Raw genomic sequence first — 18,125 nt, forward strand, 5'->3', positions numbered from 1 at the left:
CTCAGCCGGCGGGCGCGGGAGCGTCGTCCAGGCGGAAGACGCTCCGGATGATCCCCTCCGAGCCGGACGCGTCGCGCCGCTCGAGCGCGTCCGCCAGACGGTCGAACGCCTCGGCGATCGCCGAGGGCGTCTGGATGAGGCGCGGCCTGCCGCGCTGGGCGCGCCGCAGGACGATCCACGCGTCGCGGTAGGCGCGCATGAACACGGGATTGCCGCAGCAGTCGGCCAGGCGGGAGTACAGGGCGCCGGCCGCGTCGTAGATCGCGAACACGGATTCGAGCGGCGGTTCGATGGAGTCGGCGGACGGCGTGGACCGGCACAGGGACGCGGTCTCGCGAGCGAGGTCGACCGTCTGCCGCAGCTCCTCATCGGGCATGCGCGCCGCCATCCGCACCGCGATGCCCACCTGATAGCCGAGGTACTCCATCGCCGCGTCGACGTCCTCTCCGGAGATCTCGGTGACGCGCGTGAACCGGCTGGCGGACATCTCCACGAGGCCGAGTCGCTCCAGCCGCTGCAGCGCCTCGCGCACCGGCATGCGCGAGACGCCGAGCTCCGCGGCGATGTCGACATCGCGGATCCGCTCGCCCGGCTGCAGGCGCCCCTCGACGATCGCATCGCCGATCCGCTCGAACACGGCGTCGCCCAGACGCTGGGTTTCGGGCTCCAGCGGACCCATCGCCGGCGGCATGCGCGTGCTCATCCCTCGACGGTATCGCCCCGCGATATGCCGCAACCCGTGAATCGGGTGGTATCCCGGCCGCGCGCGGCTTCCCCGGGGTCGCGAGGTGCCGGCCGTGCGCCGGATCCGGCGCCGCGGGCGGCGGCGTCGGTGCCCGAACCTAGACTTGAGGGGACATGTCAGACGCCTCCTCGCCCCTCATCGTGCACGGATCCGGCCCGGCCGGCGATCCGCTGCTGGACGGCCTCAACCCGCAGCAGCGCGAGGCGGTGGAGTACCGCGGGCCCGCGCTGCTCATCGTCGCGGGTGCGGGATCGGGCAAGACGCGGGTGCTCACGCACCGGATCGCGTCGCTGCTGCGCTCGCGCGAGGCGTGGCCGTCGCAGATCCTCGCCATCACGTTCACGAACAAGGCCGCGCAGGAGATGCGCGAGCGCGTCGAGCAGCTGGTGGGCGACAGCGCCCGCGGCATGTGGATCTCGACGTTCCACTCGGCGTGCGTGCGCATCCTGCGCCGCGAGGCCGAGCAGTTCGGCTTCACGAAGGCGTTCACGATCTACGACTCGGGCGACTCGCGCGCCCTCATCAAGCGGCTCGTCAAGGAGCACGAGGCCGACGCGCTCGGCCTGACCCCCGCCGCGGTGCAGTCGAAGATCTCGAAGCTCAAGAACGAGCTGTCCGACGCCGACGCGTACGCCCGCACGGTGAGCCACGACGATCCCGCCGAGCGCGTGTTCATCGACGTCTTCCGCGACTACGAGCGGCAGCTGCGCCGGGCCAACGCCTTCGACTTCGACGACCTCATCGCGCAGACGGTGTACCTGTTCCGCGCCTTCCCGCAGGTGGCCGACGTCTACCGCAAGCGGTTCCGGCACATCCTCGTCGACGAGTACCAGGACACGAACCACGCGCAGTACGCGCTCATCCATGAGCTCACGCGCCCGATCCAGTCCTCCGAGGACGTGGGCGGCGGGATGCTGGCCCTCATGGACGAGGGAGAGGCGGCGTCGCTCACGGTGGTGGGCGACTCGGATCAGTCGATCTACGCGTTCCGCGGCGCCGACATCCGCAACATCAGCGAGTTCGAGCGCGACTTCCCCGGCGCCAAGGTGGTGCTGCTCGAGCAGAACTACCGCTCGACCCAGAACATCCTCGATGCGGCCAATGCGGTGATCGCGAACAACTTCGACCGCAAGGCGAAGAGCCTGTGGACCGACGCCGGCACGGGCGAGAAGGTCGTCGGCTTCACGGGGTACTCGCAGCACGACGAGGCGCAGTTCGTCGCCGACGAGATCGAGGCGCTGCACCGCGCCGGCGCCGCCTACGGCGACATCGCGGTGTTCTACCGCACCAACTCGCAGTCCCGCGCGCTCGAGGAGATCTTCATCCGCGCCGCCGTGCCCTACAAGATCATGGGCGGCACCAAGTTCTACGAGCGCGCCGAGATCAAGGACGCGCTGGCGTACCTCGTCGCCGTGGCGAACCCCGCCGACGAGATGGCCGTGCGGCGCATCCTGAACAAGCCCAAGCGCGGCATCGGCGCGGTCACCGAGACGGGGATCGCGCAGTTCGCCGCCGACCACGACATCACGTTCCGTGACGCCCTCTCGAACGCGGCGGAGCTGGGCGTGGGGCCCAAGCTGCAGGCCGCGATCGCCCACCTCGACGCCGTGCTGCGCGAGGCGACCGAGATCATGCTGCCCGCCTCGGGCGAGGCGGCACCGCCCACGGCGGTGACCGAGGGACTGCAGCTGCTGCTGAACAGATCGGGCTACTACGACGCGCTGCGCGCCTCGCGCGACCCGCAGGACGAGGCCCGCGTCGAGAACCTCGACGAGCTCGTGGCCGTCACGCGCGAGTTCGCGCGCAACAACCCCGAGGGCACGCTGCTCGACTTCCTCACCGAGGTCGCGCTCGTGGCCGACAGCGACGACCTCGACGACGAGTCCGGATCGGTGTCGCTCATGACGCTGCACACGGCCAAGGGCCTCGAGTTCGACCACGTCTTCCTCACGGGCGTGGAGGAGGACCTCATCCCGCACCGGATCTCGGCCGGCGAGCCGGGCGGGCCGCAGGAGGAGCGGCGCCTGTTCTACGTCGGCATCACGCGCGCCCGCAAGCGGCTGTACCTCTCGCTGGCGATGACGCGCGCGCAGTTCGGCGAGGTGTCGGTGGCGATGCCCAGCCGGTTCCTGCAGGAGATCCCGGCCCACCTCATCGACTGGCGCCAGTCGCCGGGCGACGTGAACGGGCGCGGCGGCACGCAGCCGCGCGCGCTGAACGCGCGCCGGCCCGCGTCCGGTGCGGACCGGTGGGGCGCGAAGCCGCTGCCGGCCGGCGGCGGGCTGAAGCCGAAGTCCACGGCGATGGATCGGTTCCCCGGGCTCGTCACGAACAAGGTGCGCGACAACGGCGACCTCGAGCTGGCGCCCGGCGACCGCATCCGGCATGACGACTTCGGCGAGGGGCGCGTCGACGCCGTCACGGGCGAGGGCGCCAAGCGCATCGCCCACGTGCGGTTCGACAGGGCCGGGGCGAAGAAGCTGCTCATCAAGGTCGCGCCCATCGCGAAGCTCTGAGGCGCCGGGGAGCGCGCCCCGCGCGTCACCCATGCCACGTACGCTGGGCGCATGGGCCTGTTCTCACGCAAGAAGAAGGACGACCGCGACCCGAGGAGGGACGAGGCGGTCGAGGCGAGCGAGACGGAACGCCCGGAGGGCGACGCCGCGCGGTCGGCCGCCGACGCGTCCCTGGCCCCCGCCGACGCCCCACCGGCCCCCGCGGACACCCCGAACGTGAGCATCTCGATGTCGTCGTTCACGGGACTCGGCGGCACCGGCGCCCCCGTCGAGCCGCCCGCGCCCCGCGACGGCAGCCCGCGCGCCGATCCGTTCGTCGCGCGCGCCGCGGCCGACCCGCGCATGCGCATGCAGGCCACGCCCCGCTCGAACGCGCGCCCCGGGTTGCCGTTCGCGCCCGCGGCGCCGCCGACGGAGCACGAGACCGTGCCCGGCCTGCGCGACAACGCGCTCGTGCGCGACGCGCTCGCGGCGCTGCCCGACAAGCCCTCGGGCGCCCAGGTGCTGGGCGTCGTCCGCCAGGCGATGCAGGGCAACCTCTACCTGCGCGTGCAGGGCGACGCGCGTCAGCAGCTCGCCGACGGTGGGCAGATCACCTTCGGTGTCGCGCACGCCGGCGACAAGGACTACATGCTCGCCTACAGCTCGGGCCGCGCGCTGCGCGAGGCCGTCACGGCCGACGGCGACACGCAGACCTCCGCGATCGGCCAGCCGGTCGCCGCGCTGGTGCGGCACCTGCTCGAGGGCACCTACGCGGGCCTCATCCTCGACAACCAGTCGCCGCGCCGCGCCGTGCTGCCCCGCCAGGTGCTCGAGAAGGCCTTCGCCGAGGCCGATCCGCAGGCGCGCGTCAAGTCGCTGCTCGCCGAGCCGCGGCAGGCCGACACGCCGTACCGTCTCGCCACCCTGCTGGCGGAGCGCCCGCCGTTGTGGGTGGCGGTCGGGCCCTCGCAGAACGACAGCGAGAAGCTCGGGATCGCGGAGGCGCGCCTGGCCGACGGCACCCGGCTGCTGCAGGTGTTCTCGCACCCGCTCGAGATCGCGGCGCTCGGCCGCGACGAGAAGGCGCTGCCCCTGGCCGTCGAGAAGATCGCGCGGGCCCTGCGCGACAACCCGCAGGTGGGCGGCATCATCATCGATCCCGCCGGTCCGCTCATGACCCTCACGCGCGAGGAGCTCGCCCCGGTTCTGGCCCTGGCCGACTGACCGCGGCGTCAAGCCCTTTCGCCGGCGCGGGCCCGGCCCCTAGCCTCGGGGCATGGCGTCGGAGCGGATCACCCTGGAGGCCGGCGGGCGGGAGGTCTCGCTGTCGAGCCCCGGCCGCGTGCTGTGGCCCGAGGCGGGCATCACCAAGCGCGAGCTGGCGGATTACCTCATCGCCGTGGCCGATCCGTTCCTCGCCCACAACGGCGGGCGGCCGGTGTCGCTGGAGCGCTTCCCCGAGTCGATCGAGGGCGAGAGCTTCTTCTCCAAGAACCCGCCCAAGGGCGCGCCCGACTACGTCGAGGCGGTCACCGTCACGTACAACAGCGGCCGCCGTCACCCGCAGCTGGTGCTCACCGAACCGGCCGCCGTCGTGTGGGCGGCGCAGATGAACACCGTCGTGTTCCATCCCTGGGCCTCGCGGACGAGCGACACGGACCGGCCGGTCGAGCTGCGCATCGACCTCGACCCGCAGCCGGGCACCGACTTCGCCGACGCCGTGCGGGCCGCCCACGGCCTGCGCGAGGTGCTGCACGAGGCGGGACTGGAGCCGTGGCTCAAGACGAGCGGCAATCGCGGCCTGCACGTGTTCTGCCCGATCGTGCCGGAGTGGGAGTTCCTCGACGTGCGGCACGCGGTCATCGCCGCGGGCCGCGAGCTCGAGCGCCGGATGCCGGATCGCGTCACGACGAGCTGGTGGAAGGAGGAGCGCGGAGAGCGCATCTTCGTGGACTTCAACCAGGCCAATCGCGACCGCACGATGGCCGGCGCCTACAGCCCGCGCCCCCTGCCGGCGGCCACCGTGTCGACGCCGGTGACGTGGGAGGAGCTGGACGGCCTCGAGCCGCACGAGTTCACGATCCGCACCGTGCCCCGCCGCCTCGAGGAGGTCGGCGATCCGTGGGCCGGGATCGACGAGAGCCCGGCCCGGATCGACACCCTGCTGGAGTGGTGGGAGCGGGACCTCGCCGACGGGCTCGGCGAGCTGCCCTTCCCTCCCGACTTCCCGAAGATGCCAGGCGAGCCGCCGCGGGTCCAGCCGAGCCGGGCGAAGAAGGAGTGACGGGCGGGCCCGGGTCACTCGCTGGTGGTGACCACCACGAGCATGTAGTCCAGGCCGGGGAAGCGCGACTCGAGCTCCTGCAGCTCCTCATCGCTCATCTGCTCCTTGGCCGCCTCGAACTCCATGCCGATCGCCATCGTCATGGCCGTCGTCTCGCTCGTGATGAGCGAGGCCATGTCGCCCTCGATCCACATGCCCATGCCGCCGGTGTCCTCGCCACCGAGCGCCGCGAGCGCGCCGAGGTCGGACCATCCGGCCGCCTCGAACGTGTCGGCGACGGACGCGGGGTCGACGGCGCCGTCCGAGCTCAGCGCGATGGTCATCTCGCCCGTCGCGGGCGAGCCCAGCGCGCCTTCGATCTCGCCCGACGCGGTGTACACGCAGGCGTCGCCGAACAGGGACTGGATCTCGTCCGGCGAGAGCGCGGAGGCGTCGGCGAGCTCGGCCGCCGAGACGCCCTCCGCGCCGCCGGATTCGGTGAGCCCGTCGAAGAGGGCCGCGTCGGGGGTGGGGCAGCCGCCCGCGCCGCCCAGCCCGCCGAACAGCACGACGCCGCCCCAGACGGCGGCGCCGGCGACGACCACGGCGCCCGCGACGATGCCCGCGATCGCGCCCTTGCCGAGGCCCTTCTTCCGCCCGGGGGCCGGCGCGGTGCCCGCGAACGCCGGGGCGGCGGTGTCGTACGCCGATGCCTGGCCGTACGGTGCTCCGGCTGCGGCGGGCGCCTGCCCGTACCCGGGTGCGGCCGCGGGCACGTCGCCGGACGGGGCCTGGCCGTACGCGGCGGGCCGGCCGGTGGTGGCGAACTGCTGGGGGGACGGGATGCCGGGAACGCCCGCCTCGGGCGCCTGTGCCGCGGGCTGCTGCCACGCCGCGGGCTGCTGTGCCGCGGGCTGCTGCGGCGCGGCCGGCTGCGGCGGTGCGGGCTGTGCCGGCGCGGCGGGCTGGTAGTGCTCGGTCCACTGCGCGCCGTCCCAGTAGCGCAGCTGACCGGTGCGCTCGCTCGGGTACCAGCCGGCAGGCGTCGAAGGCGTGTTCGTGCTCATGAGAGTCCCCCCTGTGGTGATGTCGCTGCCACGCTATCGAGCGCGGGCCGGCTCACACCGCCTCACGAGGAGAACCGATACCGATCCGATGCGGAGATCGGTTGCGGAACGGCTCCGCGTTCAGGGTGCGTCCTGCTGCGGTTCCGCGTCATCGGTGCTGCGGTTGGCGCGGCGCACGGCCTTGGGCGGCCTGCCGCCCAGGTAGGACTGATGCGCGTCGACGAGGAAGCCCTTGCGCAGCAGCTCGCGCCCGATGAGCATGCGGAAGCCCATGGCGTCGCGGCGGCTGAGGGTCACCTCGGCGCGGATCACCTCATCGAGCAGGCGCACGTCCATGAGCACGACGTAGCGCTTCTGCGAGTGGCCCGACGAGCTGCGCACCCTGCGGCGGTCGTGCACGGGAAGCTCCAGCGTGACGGCGTCGGCCGAGCTGCGCTGCCAGGGGTGCACCTCGAAGCGCACCCACGGCTGGCCGTCGCGCGTGAACTCCTTGAGCCCGAAGGCGTGCAGCGACGAGGTCTGCGCGCCCGTGTCGACCTTGGCCTTGAGCCACTCCACGCCCGTTCCGGGCAGACTCACCCATTCGCGCCAGCCGACGAGGCGCGAGGGTGGATGATGGGAGCGGGGCACGGCAACCATCAAACCGCACCGTCCGTCCGAATCCTGGGAATCACCACGTGAGAATCGCCATCCTCTCCCGCGCGCCGCGCAGCTACAGCACCCAGCGACTGCGCGCCGCCGCGCTCGATCGCGGCCACGAGGTGAAGGTGCTCAACACCCTGCGCTTCGCGATCGACCTGTCGGGAGACGACCCCGATCTGCAGTACCGCGGCAAGCGGCTGCGCGACTACGACGCGATCGTGCCGCGCATCGGCAACTCCATCACGTACTACGGCACGGCCGTCGTGCGGCAGTTCGAGCAGATGGACGTGTACACGCCCAACACCGCCGGCGGCATCTCGAACTCGCGCGACAAGCTGCGCGCCAACCAGATCCTCTCCCGCCACGGCATCGCGATGCCCGCCACCGCGTTCGTGCGCGACCGCGCCGACGTGATCCCGGCGATCGAGCGCGTCGGCGGCGCCCCCGTCGTCATCAAGCTCATCGAGGGCACGCAGGGGATCGGCGTCATCCTGGCCCCCGACAACAAGGTGGCCGAGGCGATCATCGAGACGCTGCAGTCCGCGCGCCAGAACGTGCTCATCCAGCGCTTCGTGAAGGAGTCGAGGGGCCGCGACATCCGCGCGCTCGTCGTGGGCGACCGGGTCGTTGCGGCGATGCGGCGCTCCGCGAGCGGCGACGAGTTCCGCTCCAACGTGCACCGCGGCGGCTCGGTCGAGCGCGTCGAGCTGGATGAGGAGTACGAGCGCACGGCCGTGCGGGCGGCGCAGATCATGGGGCTCAAGGTGGCGGGCGTCGACATGCTCGAGGGGGCGGAGGGCCCCCTCGTCATGGAGGTGAACTCCTCGCCGGGCCTGCAGGGCATCGAGACGGCCACGCGGCTCGACGTGGCGGGCGCGATCATCGACTACATCGCGGGCCAGGTGGCGTTCCCGCACATCGACGTGCGCGAGCGGCTCGCCGTCTCGACCGGCTACGGCGTGGCCGAGATCGTCGTGCACGGCGATGCGGAGTTCGTCGGCAAGACGCTGCGCGAGTCGGGGCTGTGGCAGCGCGACATCTCGGTGCTCACGCTGCACCGCGGCTCGTCGGTCATCCCGAATCCGCCCGGCCGCCTCGTGCTCGAGGCCGAGGACCGGCTGCTGTGCTGGGGCAAGGTCGACGAGATGCGCGCGCTCATCCCCGAGCGGCCCAAGCGCCGCCCGCGCGTGAAGCGCCTGCCCAAGATCGACCCGGAGTGGATGAGCACGCCCCCGTCCCGCTGATCCGCCCCCTCTCAGCGAGACAGCATCTGTGCGCCGAGACAGCGGCGTCTGCACACTGTGAAGTCTCAGGACTTAGTGGACGGTTGAGTCTCAGGACATAGTGGGCGCTTTGTGCGGGGGTGGGGTGCGGTCGATTTGGGTGGCGTGAACCGCCCTGGGTTCTGTTCCGATCGCTATGTGAGCGCCGGGGCGGCTTCTCGTGATTGATAGTAGGTGGCTTCGACCTCGGCTGGGGTGGCGTAGTCGAGGGCTTCATCGAACGGCGTCGGGGCGCGCGACCCGAGGGCGAGTTCCGACAGGCGACGGAGGCGGAGTGGGGCGACTTCGAGCAGCACTTCCTGCTGCGCAAGGTCGCGCTCGGCGACTGTCACCGGCCGTACGCGACGCCGTGCGTGCACGAAAGCGCGTGCGCGAAATGCCGCTTCCTGGACGTGGACCCGCGACAGAGCCCGCGCCTTGAAGAGATGGCGGTCAACGCCGAGGGACGTCTCGAGGAAGCCAGACGGCACGTCTGGCTCGGCGAGGTAGCCGCCCTCGAGGAGAGCTTGGTGCACATCCGTCGACGCCGAGACGAGGCTCTTGCCAAGCAGCGCGCCAGCGAAGCGGTTCCGGGCAGCTGAGTATCGCGACGAAAGCTGCAGATGCGGCCAGGATGTTTCCATGGACCTGCCAGTGATGCCGCCCGTCGCGCCGATGCTCGCTAAAGCGGTCTCGTCGATCCCCGATCTGGGGCACGTCGAGCCCAAATGGGATGGATTCAGGACCATAGTCTTCCGCGACGGCGACGAGATCATCCTTGGCAGCCGCAACGAGAAGCCCATGACCCGCTATTTCCCCGAGCTGGTCGAGGCACTGAAGAACACGACGCCCGAACGGTGCGTGCTGGACGGAGAGATCGTCATCATCCGCGGTGAGCGGTTGGACTTCGATCTGCTGCAGCAACGCATTCACCCTGCAGCCAGCCGCGTCAAGCTTCTCGCTGCGCAATCGCCGGCATCCTTCATCGCGTTCGACCTCCTCGCCGAGGAGGACGACGACCTCATGGCGCTTCCTTTTGGAGAGCGCCGTCAGCGGCTCGAGGATGCGCTCGTCGATGCCGACGCTCCCATCCACCTGACCCCGAAGACGTCCGAGCTCTCCCGCGCGCAGGACTGGTTCACCCGGTTCGAGGGCGCTGGATTGGATGGTGTCGTCGCCAAGCCGCTCGATGCCGTGTACCAGCCGGATAAGCGAGTGATGTTCAAGGTGAAGCACGAGCGCACAGCCGACTGCGTGGTCGCCGGTTACAGGCTTCACAAGAGCTCGACACCGAGCAAGCCGCTCCTCGGGTCACTCCTGCTCGGACTGTACGACGGCGGGCGACTCCAGCATGTTGGCGTCTCCGCTTCGTTCACGACAGCGCGGCGGGCGGCGCTGATCGAGGAACTGAAGCACCTGGAGGCCGGCACGGACGACCATCCGTGGGTGCAGCCCGGCGCTGCTGGAACTGCGACGGAAGACCGGATGCCGGGCACTCAAAGCCGGTGGAGCCAGGGCAAAGACCTCTCCTTCGTCCCGCTTCGCCCCGAACTGGTCGTCGAAGTGGCGTACGACCACATGCAGGGAGACCGGTTCCGACACACGGCCAGGTTCCGGCGGTGGCGTCCGGACCGAGACCCGACGACATGCACGTACGAGCAGCTCGAGAAGCCGGTCGATTTTCGCCTCACGGAGGTGCTTAACACCACCTGGCTATGTCAACCGGATACGAGACCGTTGTGTCGGTCTGATTCGAGACCACCTCGGGCGCGGCGTTGACCATCATCCGAGTTCATCGAGGTCCCACCGCGGGAGTCAGGCGGCCGGTCGGGTTGCGTCGGGTAGCGCCGACCATGCGGCGTAGCTGCCCTCTAGTTCGGCGATGTCGTAGCCGGCCCGCCGCAGGGCACTCGCGGTGACGCTGTTGCGGACACCGCTCTGGCAGTAAGTCACGATGGTGCCGGTCTCAGGCAGTCCGTCGGTGTGCCACATGACGCGACCGCCGGACATCTGGTCGGCGCCGGGGATGTGGCCGGCGGCGAACTCCGTCCGGTTGCGCACATCCAGCAGAAGCGCGCGATCGATCTGACCGAGCCGATCCGGCGCGACAGTCTTGGGACGCACCAATGAAAGACCCTCGATGGTCGTGATGAAGCCTTGTACGTTGTCGATGCCGACCCGGATGAGGTGGTCGCGGATCCGCTCTGCGGCGGCCCGGGAGTCGGCCAGCAACACGAGGGGCCGGAACTCGGTTTCGGGGTCGTAGACCCACGATCCGTAGGTGGCCGCTTTGGCTTCGCCCGGCACGTTCAGCGAACGCGCGACCGTTCCTTCGTGCACCTGACTGTGATGACGGGTGTCGACGAAGATCACCCGATCCTCTGCCAGGGCGACGAGCAGCTCGGCTGTCGTGTACTCGCTCAGCGTCGGCAACTCTCCGATCACGGCCGGTCCCACACGATTCTGTGTCTTCATCCGCGCGAAGTAGGCGTGGGCATCGGGCTGGTCGCTCAGCAGCGCCTCGACGAAGCCCTGCTCGTCGTCGTTGGCGAGGTACGAACCCCACCAGGAGAAGCGACGCTCGTACCCGACCGTGGAGGCGGCGATCGCTCCCAGCGCCTTTCCGCAGGCGGATCCGGATCCGTGCGCGGGAAGCACCTGCACGTAGTCGGGAAGTGTGAGGAAGTGATCGCGCAGGCTCGCGAACAGTGCGTGGGCGCCTGCGAAGCGGGTGTCTACGCCTCCGGCTGCCTCGTCGAGCAGGTCGGGCCGGCCGACGTCTCCGACGAAGACGAAGTCGCCCGTGAGCATGTAGCCGGGTTCGTTGGTCTGAGCGCCGTCGGTGATGAGGAAGGACAGGTGCTCGGGAGTGTGTCCGGGGGTGTGAACGGCTTCCAGCGTGACGTTCCCCAGCGTGATCTGGTGACCGTGCTTCATGCGCACGGCGGTGTCGAAGCCTGCCCCATACGTCCAGTCCGGGCCGCCCTCGTCGGATACGTACGCGGTCGCGCCGGTGTGCGCAGCGAGCTCGCGCGTGCCGGACAGGTAGTCGGCATGGATGTGCGTCTCGGTCACTGCGACGATGCGCATGCCGTGCTTGCCGGCGAGATCCAGATAAGCGCCGATATCGCGTCGTGGGTCCACCACGACGGCCTCGCCGCTGCGCTGGCAGCCGATCAGGTAGCTGGCCTGTGCGAGGTCTTCGTCGTAGATGCGCTCAAGCAGCATCGCGATCGCTCCTTTCCTCGTGATCCGTGATCAGTTGCATGAGCAGCGCTCGTTCTCGGGGACTCCTGCGAGGGCCTGCTCGATGTGCTGGCCGCAGCCGTCCCACGTGGGCTTGCCGCACGCAGGGCAGATGATTCGTGCGCACATGGTGTTCCTTTCGGGGCTCTTAGTCTGTGTGAGTTGGTTAGGCGGTGCGCTGCGCGAGCTGCCGGTGAACCTCGTCCATGTCGAGTTCACGCGCCTTCTGGATCAGCAGCTCGAGTTGCGGTGTCGGGAGCGCGCCGGGCTGGGAGTACACGAGCACTCCGTCGCGGAACACCATGAGCGTCGGGATCGAGGTGATGCGGTTAGCCGCCGAGAGTTCAGGCTCAGCCTCGGTGTCGACCTTTGCGAACACCACGTCGCGGTGGCGGTTCGAGGCGGACTCGAACACGGGCGCGAAGGCGCGGCACGGGCCGCACCAGGCAGCCCAGAAGTCCACGAGCACGATGCCGGTGGCGGTGACGGTGCTCTCGAACGTCTCAGCAGTCAGGTTCTTTGTAGGCATGCGCGTCCTCCGACCTCAGCGTCCGAACAGGCGTGACCAGAACCCGCCGCGGTTCGCCTGTGCCGCCTCCAGCTCCGCGGCGGTGTGCTGACCACCGCACCAGTCGGAGCTCGCGACGCTGCTCTTCACCGCCGCGACATGCTGGCCGCAGCCGGCCCATGTCGTCTTGCCGCACGTGCGGCACATCACTGCTCGGCACATCTGCGCACCCCTTCGCTATACCCGGGGGAGTATCCGCCGCCGGTAGCCCAACTATACCCCCGGGGGTATGCTGGTTGTCAACTCGGGCTCACGAAAGGACCTCTCATGGCAAGCACACCCACACTCGCGGACGCGGCACCGGAGCACGACCAGGAGGCAAAGCGCAAGGTCGTCAACCGGCTCCGCCGAGCACACGGGCAGCTGGCAGCGGTCATCACCGCCGTCGAACAGGACGCCCACTGCCGCGACGTCGTGCAGCAGCTCGCCGCCGTCTCGAAGGCGCTCGACAGGGCCGGCTTCCTCGTCATCTCAAGCGCCCTCCGCGAGTGCCTCGCCGACCCAGACGCAGAAGATGCCACACGCCCCGAAGAACTCGAGAAACTCTTCCTCTCCCTCGCATAGCCCTAGCGGAAGGAAGGCGTGCTAACGCGCCTCGCGCGTCGCCCTGGTCAGTGGCTGGTTCGCCCCCTGGTGGAGACCAAGTGCGGTCGGATCATCCGGTCTGCGACGATTCCCGTGATGACGGCGAAGACAACCTTGTGAAGCACGTCGACCACCAGCTCGCGTCGGGGCCAGGTGTGCGGTGGGGCGCCGACGCCGGTCGCGTTCTCAATCGTTGAGCCGCTCGAGGATGTCCTTCATCTGGTCGATCTCCTCCTGCTGGGACTGAACGATCTGCTCACACAGCGTGACGATCTCGGAGTCGGTGATGTTGGACTGCTCGCAGACGAGGATCGCGCGGGAGTGGTGCGGGATCATCGACCGCAGGAACTGGTCATCCCCGACGAATGCTTCTGCTCGGCCCATGAGGAACGCCACCACGAACAGCGCGGCGAAGCCGACGAGCAGTCCGATGTTGAGTGGCTTGTTGGGGAACATCTTCCACATCACGGCGATCATGATGATCCCCATCGGGAACACCATCATCAGCGCCATGTAGAGGTTGCTGATGTTGGGCAGGAAGTCGGCGAAGACGTTGATCATCGCGAAGGTGAGCAGGTACATCACGATGAAGCTGAGTGCGAGGGAGATGGCGAGCTTGCCGTAGCTCGCCATCCCCCCGTGCTGCATCCCGCCCTGCTTCGAGTGCGGCATGCCCTCGTGCTCGGAGTGGTGCCCGGCCTGGCTCACAGTGCCCCCAACAGCTCCGCGCACGCCTGCTCGCAGCGGCGGCAGGCCTCGGCGCACACCCGGCAGTGCTCGTGCATCTGGGCGTGCGTCTCGCACTCGGCCGCGCACGACGCACAGGCCGCGCGGCATGCCTCGAGCTGGGCGCGCAGGACGTCGGTGTTCGAGCCGGTCTGGCGCGACAGGACCGCGGCGGTCGTCGCGCAGACGTCGGCGCAGTCGAGGTTCTTGCGGATGCACGCGGTCAGGTCAGCCACCATCTCTTCGCTCAGGCAGGCATCTGCGCACGCGGTGCACGCCTGGGCGCACTCCACGCACGCCTCGATACAGCGCACCAAGGCCGCGGTGTCGGCGCCGGCGCCCGCCCGGGGGTGTGTGGTCAGCATCTGCTGTGCAACAGTCATATCGTCCTCCTTCTCCTCGATCGGGGCGCTTCCCCGACCCTCGGCACGGTAGGGCCTCGGCACAGATTCCCCCACCGGGTTGCATACCCCGTGGGGGTATGTATCATTGGCGCGTGCACGGGTACGCGGACAACAAGGAAGCGCTGCTGAAGAGGCTGCGCCGCGCGGAGGGACAGGTCGCGGGGATCGCGCGGAGGAGAAGATCCGCGAAGCCAACGCCGCCATCGCGCGCCTGGTGCGCTCGTGAACCACGTCACCGGAAGGACATCATCATGACGATCGAACGAGTCGAGCTGGGTCTCAAGGACGCCGGCGTCGGATGCGCCTGCTGCGCCGCCCCGAGCGCCTCGACGACGCAACAGCTGCCCGTGGAAGCGGGACTGTCGGCCACGCTGCTGGTGGAGGGGATGACGTGCGCGCACTGCATTGCCAGCGTCACCGAAGAGCTGTCCGCGGTTCCTGGCGTGGCCGATGTGTCCGTCGCACTCGCTGCCGGCGGCACGTCCACAGTCACCGTCCGCACCTCCGCTCCCGTCGACACCGCAGCACTTCGCGCGGCCGTCGCTGAGGCCGGCTACACCGTCAGCGACGCCTGACACGGCCGAGCGCCATCACCCCACTCTTGGTTCCACGGCCGCCCGCGGCGGCAACTCGCAGAGGAGGCTCCGATGAGCCAGCACGACCACACCAAGCACGACCACCACGACCATCACGGCCACACCATGGATCACGCCGATCCAGAGGTGACTGCCGAAGGGATGCGTGAGGCCGTCGCGACCGAACCGGCAGCGCACGGCAGCCAGGACCACAGCGGTCACGATCAAGCGGAGCACAATCACGGCGCGCATCCCGGTCAAGCCGCGCACGCTGGTCATGGCGGGCACGTCGGCCATGGCGGGCATGCCGGTCACGGTGATCACGTGGGGCAGTTCCGCCGCCTGTTCTGGATCATGCTCGCCCTCGCCGTGCCGGTGGTGGCGTTCTCGGGCATGTTCGCCATGCTGCTGGGCTACGCGCTGCCCGACGCCGCATGGGTGAGCTGGATCTCACCCGTGCTCGGCACGGTGATGTACGTGTGGGGCGGTGCGCCCTTCCTCACCGGCGCGGTCAGCGAGCTGCGCACCCGCAAGCCCGGGATGATGCTGCTGATCGGTCTGGCCATCACGGTCGCGTTCCTGGCTTCGTGGGGCGCGAGCCTGGGCGTCCTGCACCATGAGCTCGACTTCTGGTGGGAGCTCGCGCTGCTGATCGTCATCATGCTGCTGGGGCACTGGATCGAGATGCGCTCGCTTGCCCAGACGACGTCCGCGCTGGACTCCCTCGCCGCGCTGCTGCCGGACGAGGCCGAGCGCATCGAGGGCGACACCACCGTCACCGTCGCCCCCGCCGACCTGCGTGTCGGGGACGTCGTGGTGGTCCGCCCGGGCGGCCGCGTGCCCGCAGACGGGCGGGTCGTGCAGGGCTCCGCGAGCATGGACGAGGCCATGATCACCGGCGAATCCCGCCCGGTCCGCCGCTCCGAGGGCGACCAGGTCGTCGCCGGCACCGTCGCGACCGATTCGGGCCTGCGCGTGGAGATCACCGCGATCGGAGAGAACACCACCCTCGCCGGCATCCAGCGGCTGGTTGCCGAAGCGCAGAACTCCTCGTCCCGCGCGCAGCGAATCGCTGACCGCGCCGCGGCGCTGCTGTTCTGGTTCGCCCTGATCGCAGGCGTCATCACCGCGCTGGTATGGACGCTGCTGGGCCTCCCAGATCAGGCCGTGGTCCGCACCATCACCGTCCTCGTGATCGCCTGCCCCCACGCTCTGGGCCTGGCGATCCCGCTGGTGGTGTCCATCGCCACCGAGCGGGCCGCGCGCGGCGGAGTGCTCATCAAGGACCGGTTGGCGCTGGAGAGTATGCGCACCATCGACACGGTCCTGTTCGACAAGACCGGCACCCTGACGAAGGGCGCTCCGGCGGTCACCGCGGTGCACCCCGCCGGCGGGATCGACGCCGATCGGCTGCTCGCCCTCGCTGCGGCGGCCGAGGCGGACTCCGAGCACCCCCTGGCACGCGCGATCGTGAACGGCGCGAGCGAGAAGCGACTGGCGGTGCCGGGATCCTCCGGGTTCGAGTCCTCACCGGCGGTCGGCGTGCGCGCCACCGTCGACGGGCACCTGGTACAGGTCGGCGGCCCCTACCTGCTCGAGCAGGAGGGATCCGCCGAGTTGCCCGTCGCGGACGAGTGGCGCCGCGAGGGGGCGATCATCCTGCACATCCTGATCGACGGTCAGGTCGCCGGGGCGCTTCGCTTGGCCGATGAGATCCGCAGCGAGTCCCGGGAGGCGATCGAGGCGCTCCACGTCCGCGGCGTCCAGGTCGTGATGATCACCGGCGATGCGGAAGCGGTCGCCGCCTCCGTGGCCGAGGAGCTTGGCATCGACCGGTTCTTCGCCGGCGTGCGTCCCGAGGACAAGGCCTCGAAGGTCAAGCAGCTGCAGGAGGAGGGTCGCAAGGTCGTGATGGTCGGCGACGGCGTCAACGACGCTCCCGCCCTCGCCCAGGCCGACGTGGGTGTAGCGATCGGTGCGGGCACCGACGTCGCGATCGCCTCCGCCGGTGTCATCCTCGCCAGCGACGACCCGCGATCGGTGCTGTCGGTGATGGAGCTGTCGCGGGCAAGCTACCGGAAGATGAAGCAGAACCTGTGGTGGGCTGCCGGTTACAACCTGATCGCCGTCCCGCTCGCCGCCGGGGTGCTCGCCCCGTTCGGGTTCGTGCTCCCGATGTCGGTCGGGGCGATCCTGATGTCGCTGTCGACGATCGTCGTCGCGCTGAACGCGCAGCTGTTGCGCCGGCTGGACATGCGCCCCGAGATCACCGCTGCAGCGGTCTTGCGTGGTGCCTGACAGGCGGGTTTCGTAGATTGTGAGCGGGAAGGGAGGTGCGCTGATGAGCGTGATGACGCTGCGCCAGGCGATGCATCCGAGCGCCACACTGGCGCGCACCTTCCTACTCACCGCCGCGGCCGTCATCGGGGTGCTGATTGGCCTCGTCGGCATGCACGTGCTCAGCAGCGGCAGCACCCACCACGCTCCCGTGGTGATCAGCGAGAGCACGCACCATGGCGGTGAGCCCGCGACGGTCGACGTCGCGAGCCCGGACGCGGCTACAGCCGGTGATCATTCCGCGGCGGATCCCTGCGCTGAGGGCGACTGCGGGGGCGGCATGGACGCGATGGCGTTCATGGCGTGCGTGCTCGCCCTGCTCGCCGTCAGCATCGTCCTCGCCATTCGCCCCGGCCGGGTCGTCACCATTGCGCGCGCTCAGGCGCCGCCACATGCCACGGCGACGCTCACGGAGGCGCCGCCGGTTCCTCCCGATCTGAACGTCCTCTCCATCAGTCGCACCTGAGGGTCATCTGCTGTCGCAGATCCCGTGCTTCGGCACGCCCCTCAACAACGACTTAGGAGACAGACCCTCATGAAGATCCGCACGATTGCATTCCACGCCGGCATCCTCGCGACCGCGCTCGTCCTGACCGGTTGCAGCGACACCGGTGGCTCCGATATGGAAGGCATGGACCACGGCAGCGGCACCAGCAGCTCGCCCAGCGCCTCCGCTGAGGCCAGTGGCGCGGTGTTCAACGACGCGGACGTGACGTTCGCGATGGAGATGGTCATGCACCACCAGCAGGCCATCGAGATGTCCGACACTCTGCTGGCCAAGGACGGGGTTCACCCGGACGTCGTCGCGCTTGCCGAGCGCATCAAGGCCGCTCAGGGCCCGGAGATCGAGACCATGAACCAGTGGCTCGAAGACTGGGGCCAGGACACCGACATGGGTGGGATGGACCACGGCGGCGGCATGATGTCCGAAGAGGACATGGCCGCCCTCGAGGAAGCCGACGGCGAAAGCGCATCGAGCCTGTTCCTGGAGCAGATGATCATGCACCACCAGGGCGCGATCGACATGGCTCAGGCCCAGATCGACAACGGCCAGAACCCCGACGCCGTCGCCCTCGCGCAGAAGATCGTCGAGGACCAGACCGCCGAGATCACCGAGATGCAGGAGCTGCTCGCCCAGCTGTGAGCACCCGCCGCGCCGGTGGCCACCCCGTCCGGGTGGTCACCGGCTTCGCCCTGCCCAAACCAT

21 protein-coding genes are annotated in these 18,125 nt (G+C 69.7%); 10 read left to right on the forward strand and 11 right to left on the reverse strand.

The window, feature by feature from the left end; all coding sequences use genetic code 11:
- Window position 1: 1 nt before the first annotated feature.
- Window positions 2–703: a GntR family transcriptional regulator gene (locus tag ACODR5_RS03665; protein WP_488982763.1), complete on the reverse strand. Its 702-nt coding sequence runs from the start codon at window positions 701–703 to the stop codon at window positions 2–4.
- A gap of 155 nt (window positions 704–858) precedes the next feature.
- Between ACODR5_RS03665 and ACODR5_RS03670 the strand changes: the two genes are divergently transcribed.
- Genes ACODR5_RS03670 through ligD form a run of 3 tightly spaced genes read left to right on the forward strand, consistent with a single transcriptional unit; the run spans window position 859 to window position 5,527 of the window.
- Window positions 859–3,261 carry an ATP-dependent helicase gene (locus ACODR5_RS03670; RefSeq protein ID WP_488982764.1) on the forward strand — a complete coding sequence of 801 codons (2,403 nt, stop codon included), beginning with the start codon at window positions 859–861 and terminating at the stop codon, window positions 3,259–3,261.
- Between the two features lie 51 nt (window positions 3,262–3,312).
- Window positions 3,313–4,467 carry an SseB family protein gene (locus ACODR5_RS03675; RefSeq protein WP_488982765.1) on the forward strand — a complete coding sequence of 385 codons (1,155 nt, stop codon included), beginning with the start codon at window positions 3,313–3,315 and terminating at the stop codon, window positions 4,465–4,467.
- Between the two features lie 52 nt (window positions 4,468–4,519).
- Window positions 4,520–5,527 (forward strand): non-homologous end-joining DNA ligase, encoded by a 1,008-nt coding sequence (ligD, locus tag ACODR5_RS03680; RefSeq protein ID WP_488982766.1) that lies wholly within the window; start codon window positions 4,520–4,522, stop codon window positions 5,525–5,527.
- A gap of 14 nt (window positions 5,528–5,541) precedes the next feature.
- Here ligD and ACODR5_RS03685 read toward each other — a convergent pair whose 3' ends face one another.
- Window positions 5,542–6,573, reverse strand: a complete 1,032-nt coding sequence (locus tag ACODR5_RS03685; RefSeq protein ID WP_488982767.1) for a DUF2510 domain-containing protein — start codon at window positions 6,571–6,573, stop codon at window positions 5,542–5,544.
- Window positions 6,574–6,693: 120 nt separating this feature from the next.
- On the reverse strand, window positions 6,694–7,212 hold the full coding sequence (locus tag ACODR5_RS03690) for an ATP-dependent zinc protease family protein (RefSeq protein ID WP_460815896.1): 519 nt from the start codon (window positions 7,210–7,212) through the stop codon (window positions 6,694–6,696).
- Between the two features lie 38 nt (window positions 7,213–7,250).
- Here ACODR5_RS03690 and ACODR5_RS03695 point away from each other — a divergent pair, with 38 nt between their 5' ends.
- On the forward strand, window positions 7,251–8,459 hold the full coding sequence (locus tag ACODR5_RS03695) for a RimK family alpha-L-glutamate ligase (protein ID WP_460815898.1): 1,209 nt from the start codon (window positions 7,251–7,253) through the stop codon (window positions 8,457–8,459).
- A gap of 173 nt (window positions 8,460–8,632) precedes the next feature.
- Here ACODR5_RS03695 and ACODR5_RS03700 read toward each other — a convergent pair whose 3' ends face one another.
- Window positions 8,633–9,121 (reverse strand): hypothetical protein, encoded by a 489-nt coding sequence (locus ACODR5_RS03700; protein WP_460815900.1) that lies wholly within the window; start codon window positions 9,119–9,121, stop codon window positions 8,633–8,635.
- On the opposite strand from ACODR5_RS03700, the gene ACODR5_RS03705 reads away from it, so the two are divergent.
- Complete coding sequence (locus ACODR5_RS03705) at window positions 9,120–10,256, forward strand: ATP-dependent DNA ligase (RefSeq protein ID WP_488982768.1); 1,137 nt, start codon at window positions 9,120–9,122, stop codon at window positions 10,254–10,256. The genes ACODR5_RS03700 and ACODR5_RS03705 overlap by 2 nt on opposite strands.
- Before the next feature lie 36 nt (window positions 10,257–10,292).
- On the opposite strand, the gene ACODR5_RS03710 is transcribed toward ACODR5_RS03705, so the two are convergent.
- From ACODR5_RS03710 to ACODR5_RS03725, 4 genes are read right to left on the reverse strand one after another with little or no spacing between them, the layout of a single operon-like run.
- On the reverse strand, window positions 10,293–11,705 hold the full coding sequence (locus ACODR5_RS03710; RefSeq protein WP_055988452.1) for an MBL fold metallo-hydrolase: 1,413 nt from the start codon (window positions 11,703–11,705) through the stop codon (window positions 10,293–10,295).
- A 30-nt stretch (window positions 11,706–11,735) separates the two neighbouring features.
- A complete protein-coding gene (locus ACODR5_RS03715; protein WP_488982769.1) occupies window positions 11,736–11,852 on the reverse strand; it encodes a hypothetical protein in 117 nt (38 codons plus the stop codon).
- Window positions 11,853–11,889: 37 nt separating this feature from the next.
- On the reverse strand, window positions 11,890–12,252 hold the full coding sequence (gene trxA / locus ACODR5_RS03720; protein WP_055988450.1) for a thioredoxin: 363 nt from the start codon (window positions 12,250–12,252) through the stop codon (window positions 11,890–11,892).
- A 15-nt stretch (window positions 12,253–12,267) separates the two neighbouring features.
- Complete coding sequence (locus tag ACODR5_RS03725) at window positions 12,268–12,453, reverse strand: DUF8730 family Cys-rich protein (RefSeq protein ID WP_055988449.1); 186 nt, start codon at window positions 12,451–12,453, stop codon at window positions 12,268–12,270.
- A gap of 105 nt (window positions 12,454–12,558) precedes the next feature.
- Between ACODR5_RS03725 and ACODR5_RS03730 the strand changes: the two genes are divergently transcribed.
- Entirely contained in the window at window positions 12,559–12,855 is a 297-nt protein-coding gene (locus tag ACODR5_RS03730) for a metal-sensitive transcriptional regulator (protein ID WP_055988447.1), read from the forward strand.
- Between the two features lie 207 nt (window positions 12,856–13,062).
- Here the strand turns inward: ACODR5_RS03730 and ACODR5_RS03735 are convergent, their stop codons facing one another.
- Together ACODR5_RS03735 and ACODR5_RS03740 are read right to left on the reverse strand one after the other, a co-directional pair.
- Complete coding sequence (locus tag ACODR5_RS03735; protein ID WP_233441183.1) at window positions 13,063–13,584, reverse strand: DUF305 domain-containing protein; 522 nt, start codon at window positions 13,582–13,584, stop codon at window positions 13,063–13,065.
- Window positions 13,581–13,985 carry a four-helix bundle copper-binding protein gene (locus ACODR5_RS03740; RefSeq protein ID WP_460815906.1) on the reverse strand — a complete coding sequence of 135 codons (405 nt, stop codon included), beginning with the start codon at window positions 13,983–13,985 and terminating at the stop codon, window positions 13,581–13,583. The genes ACODR5_RS03735 and ACODR5_RS03740 overlap by 4 nt, the downstream gene beginning before the upstream one ends.
- 113 nt (window positions 13,986–14,098) lie before the next feature.
- On the opposite strand from ACODR5_RS03740, the gene ACODR5_RS03745 reads away from it, so the two are divergent.
- Entirely contained in the window at window positions 14,099–14,581 is a 483-nt protein-coding gene (locus ACODR5_RS03745; RefSeq protein WP_488982770.1) for a cation transporter, read from the forward strand.
- Window positions 14,582–14,596: 15 nt separating this feature from the next.
- On the opposite strand, the gene ACODR5_RS03750 is transcribed toward ACODR5_RS03745, so the two are convergent.
- Window positions 14,597–14,905 (reverse strand): hypothetical protein, encoded by a 309-nt coding sequence (locus ACODR5_RS03750; protein ID WP_488982771.1) that lies wholly within the window; start codon window positions 14,903–14,905, stop codon window positions 14,597–14,599.
- A gap of 30 nt (window positions 14,906–14,935) precedes the next feature.
- On the opposite strand from ACODR5_RS03750, the gene ACODR5_RS03755 reads away from it, so the two are divergent.
- The 3 genes from ACODR5_RS03755 to ACODR5_RS03765 all read left to right on the forward strand — a co-directional run bounded on the left by ACODR5_RS03755 (window position 14,936) and on the right by ACODR5_RS03765 (window position 18,062).
- Complete coding sequence (locus ACODR5_RS03755) at window positions 14,936–16,879, forward strand: heavy metal translocating P-type ATPase (protein ID WP_488982787.1); 1,944 nt, start codon at window positions 14,936–14,938, stop codon at window positions 16,877–16,879.
- Window positions 16,880–16,922: 43 nt separating this feature from the next.
- Window positions 16,923–17,384 (forward strand): DUF6153 family protein, encoded by a 462-nt coding sequence (locus ACODR5_RS03760; protein WP_488982772.1) that lies wholly within the window; start codon window positions 16,923–16,925, stop codon window positions 17,382–17,384.
- Window positions 17,385–17,453: 69 nt separating this feature from the next.
- Window positions 17,454–18,062, forward strand: a complete 609-nt coding sequence (locus ACODR5_RS03765; RefSeq protein WP_488982773.1) for a DUF305 domain-containing protein — start codon at window positions 17,454–17,456, stop codon at window positions 18,060–18,062.
- The last annotated feature ends 63 nt before the right edge of the window (window positions 18,063–18,125 follow it).

It is taken from the genome of Microbacterium sp. FG3, assembly GCF_057809335.1.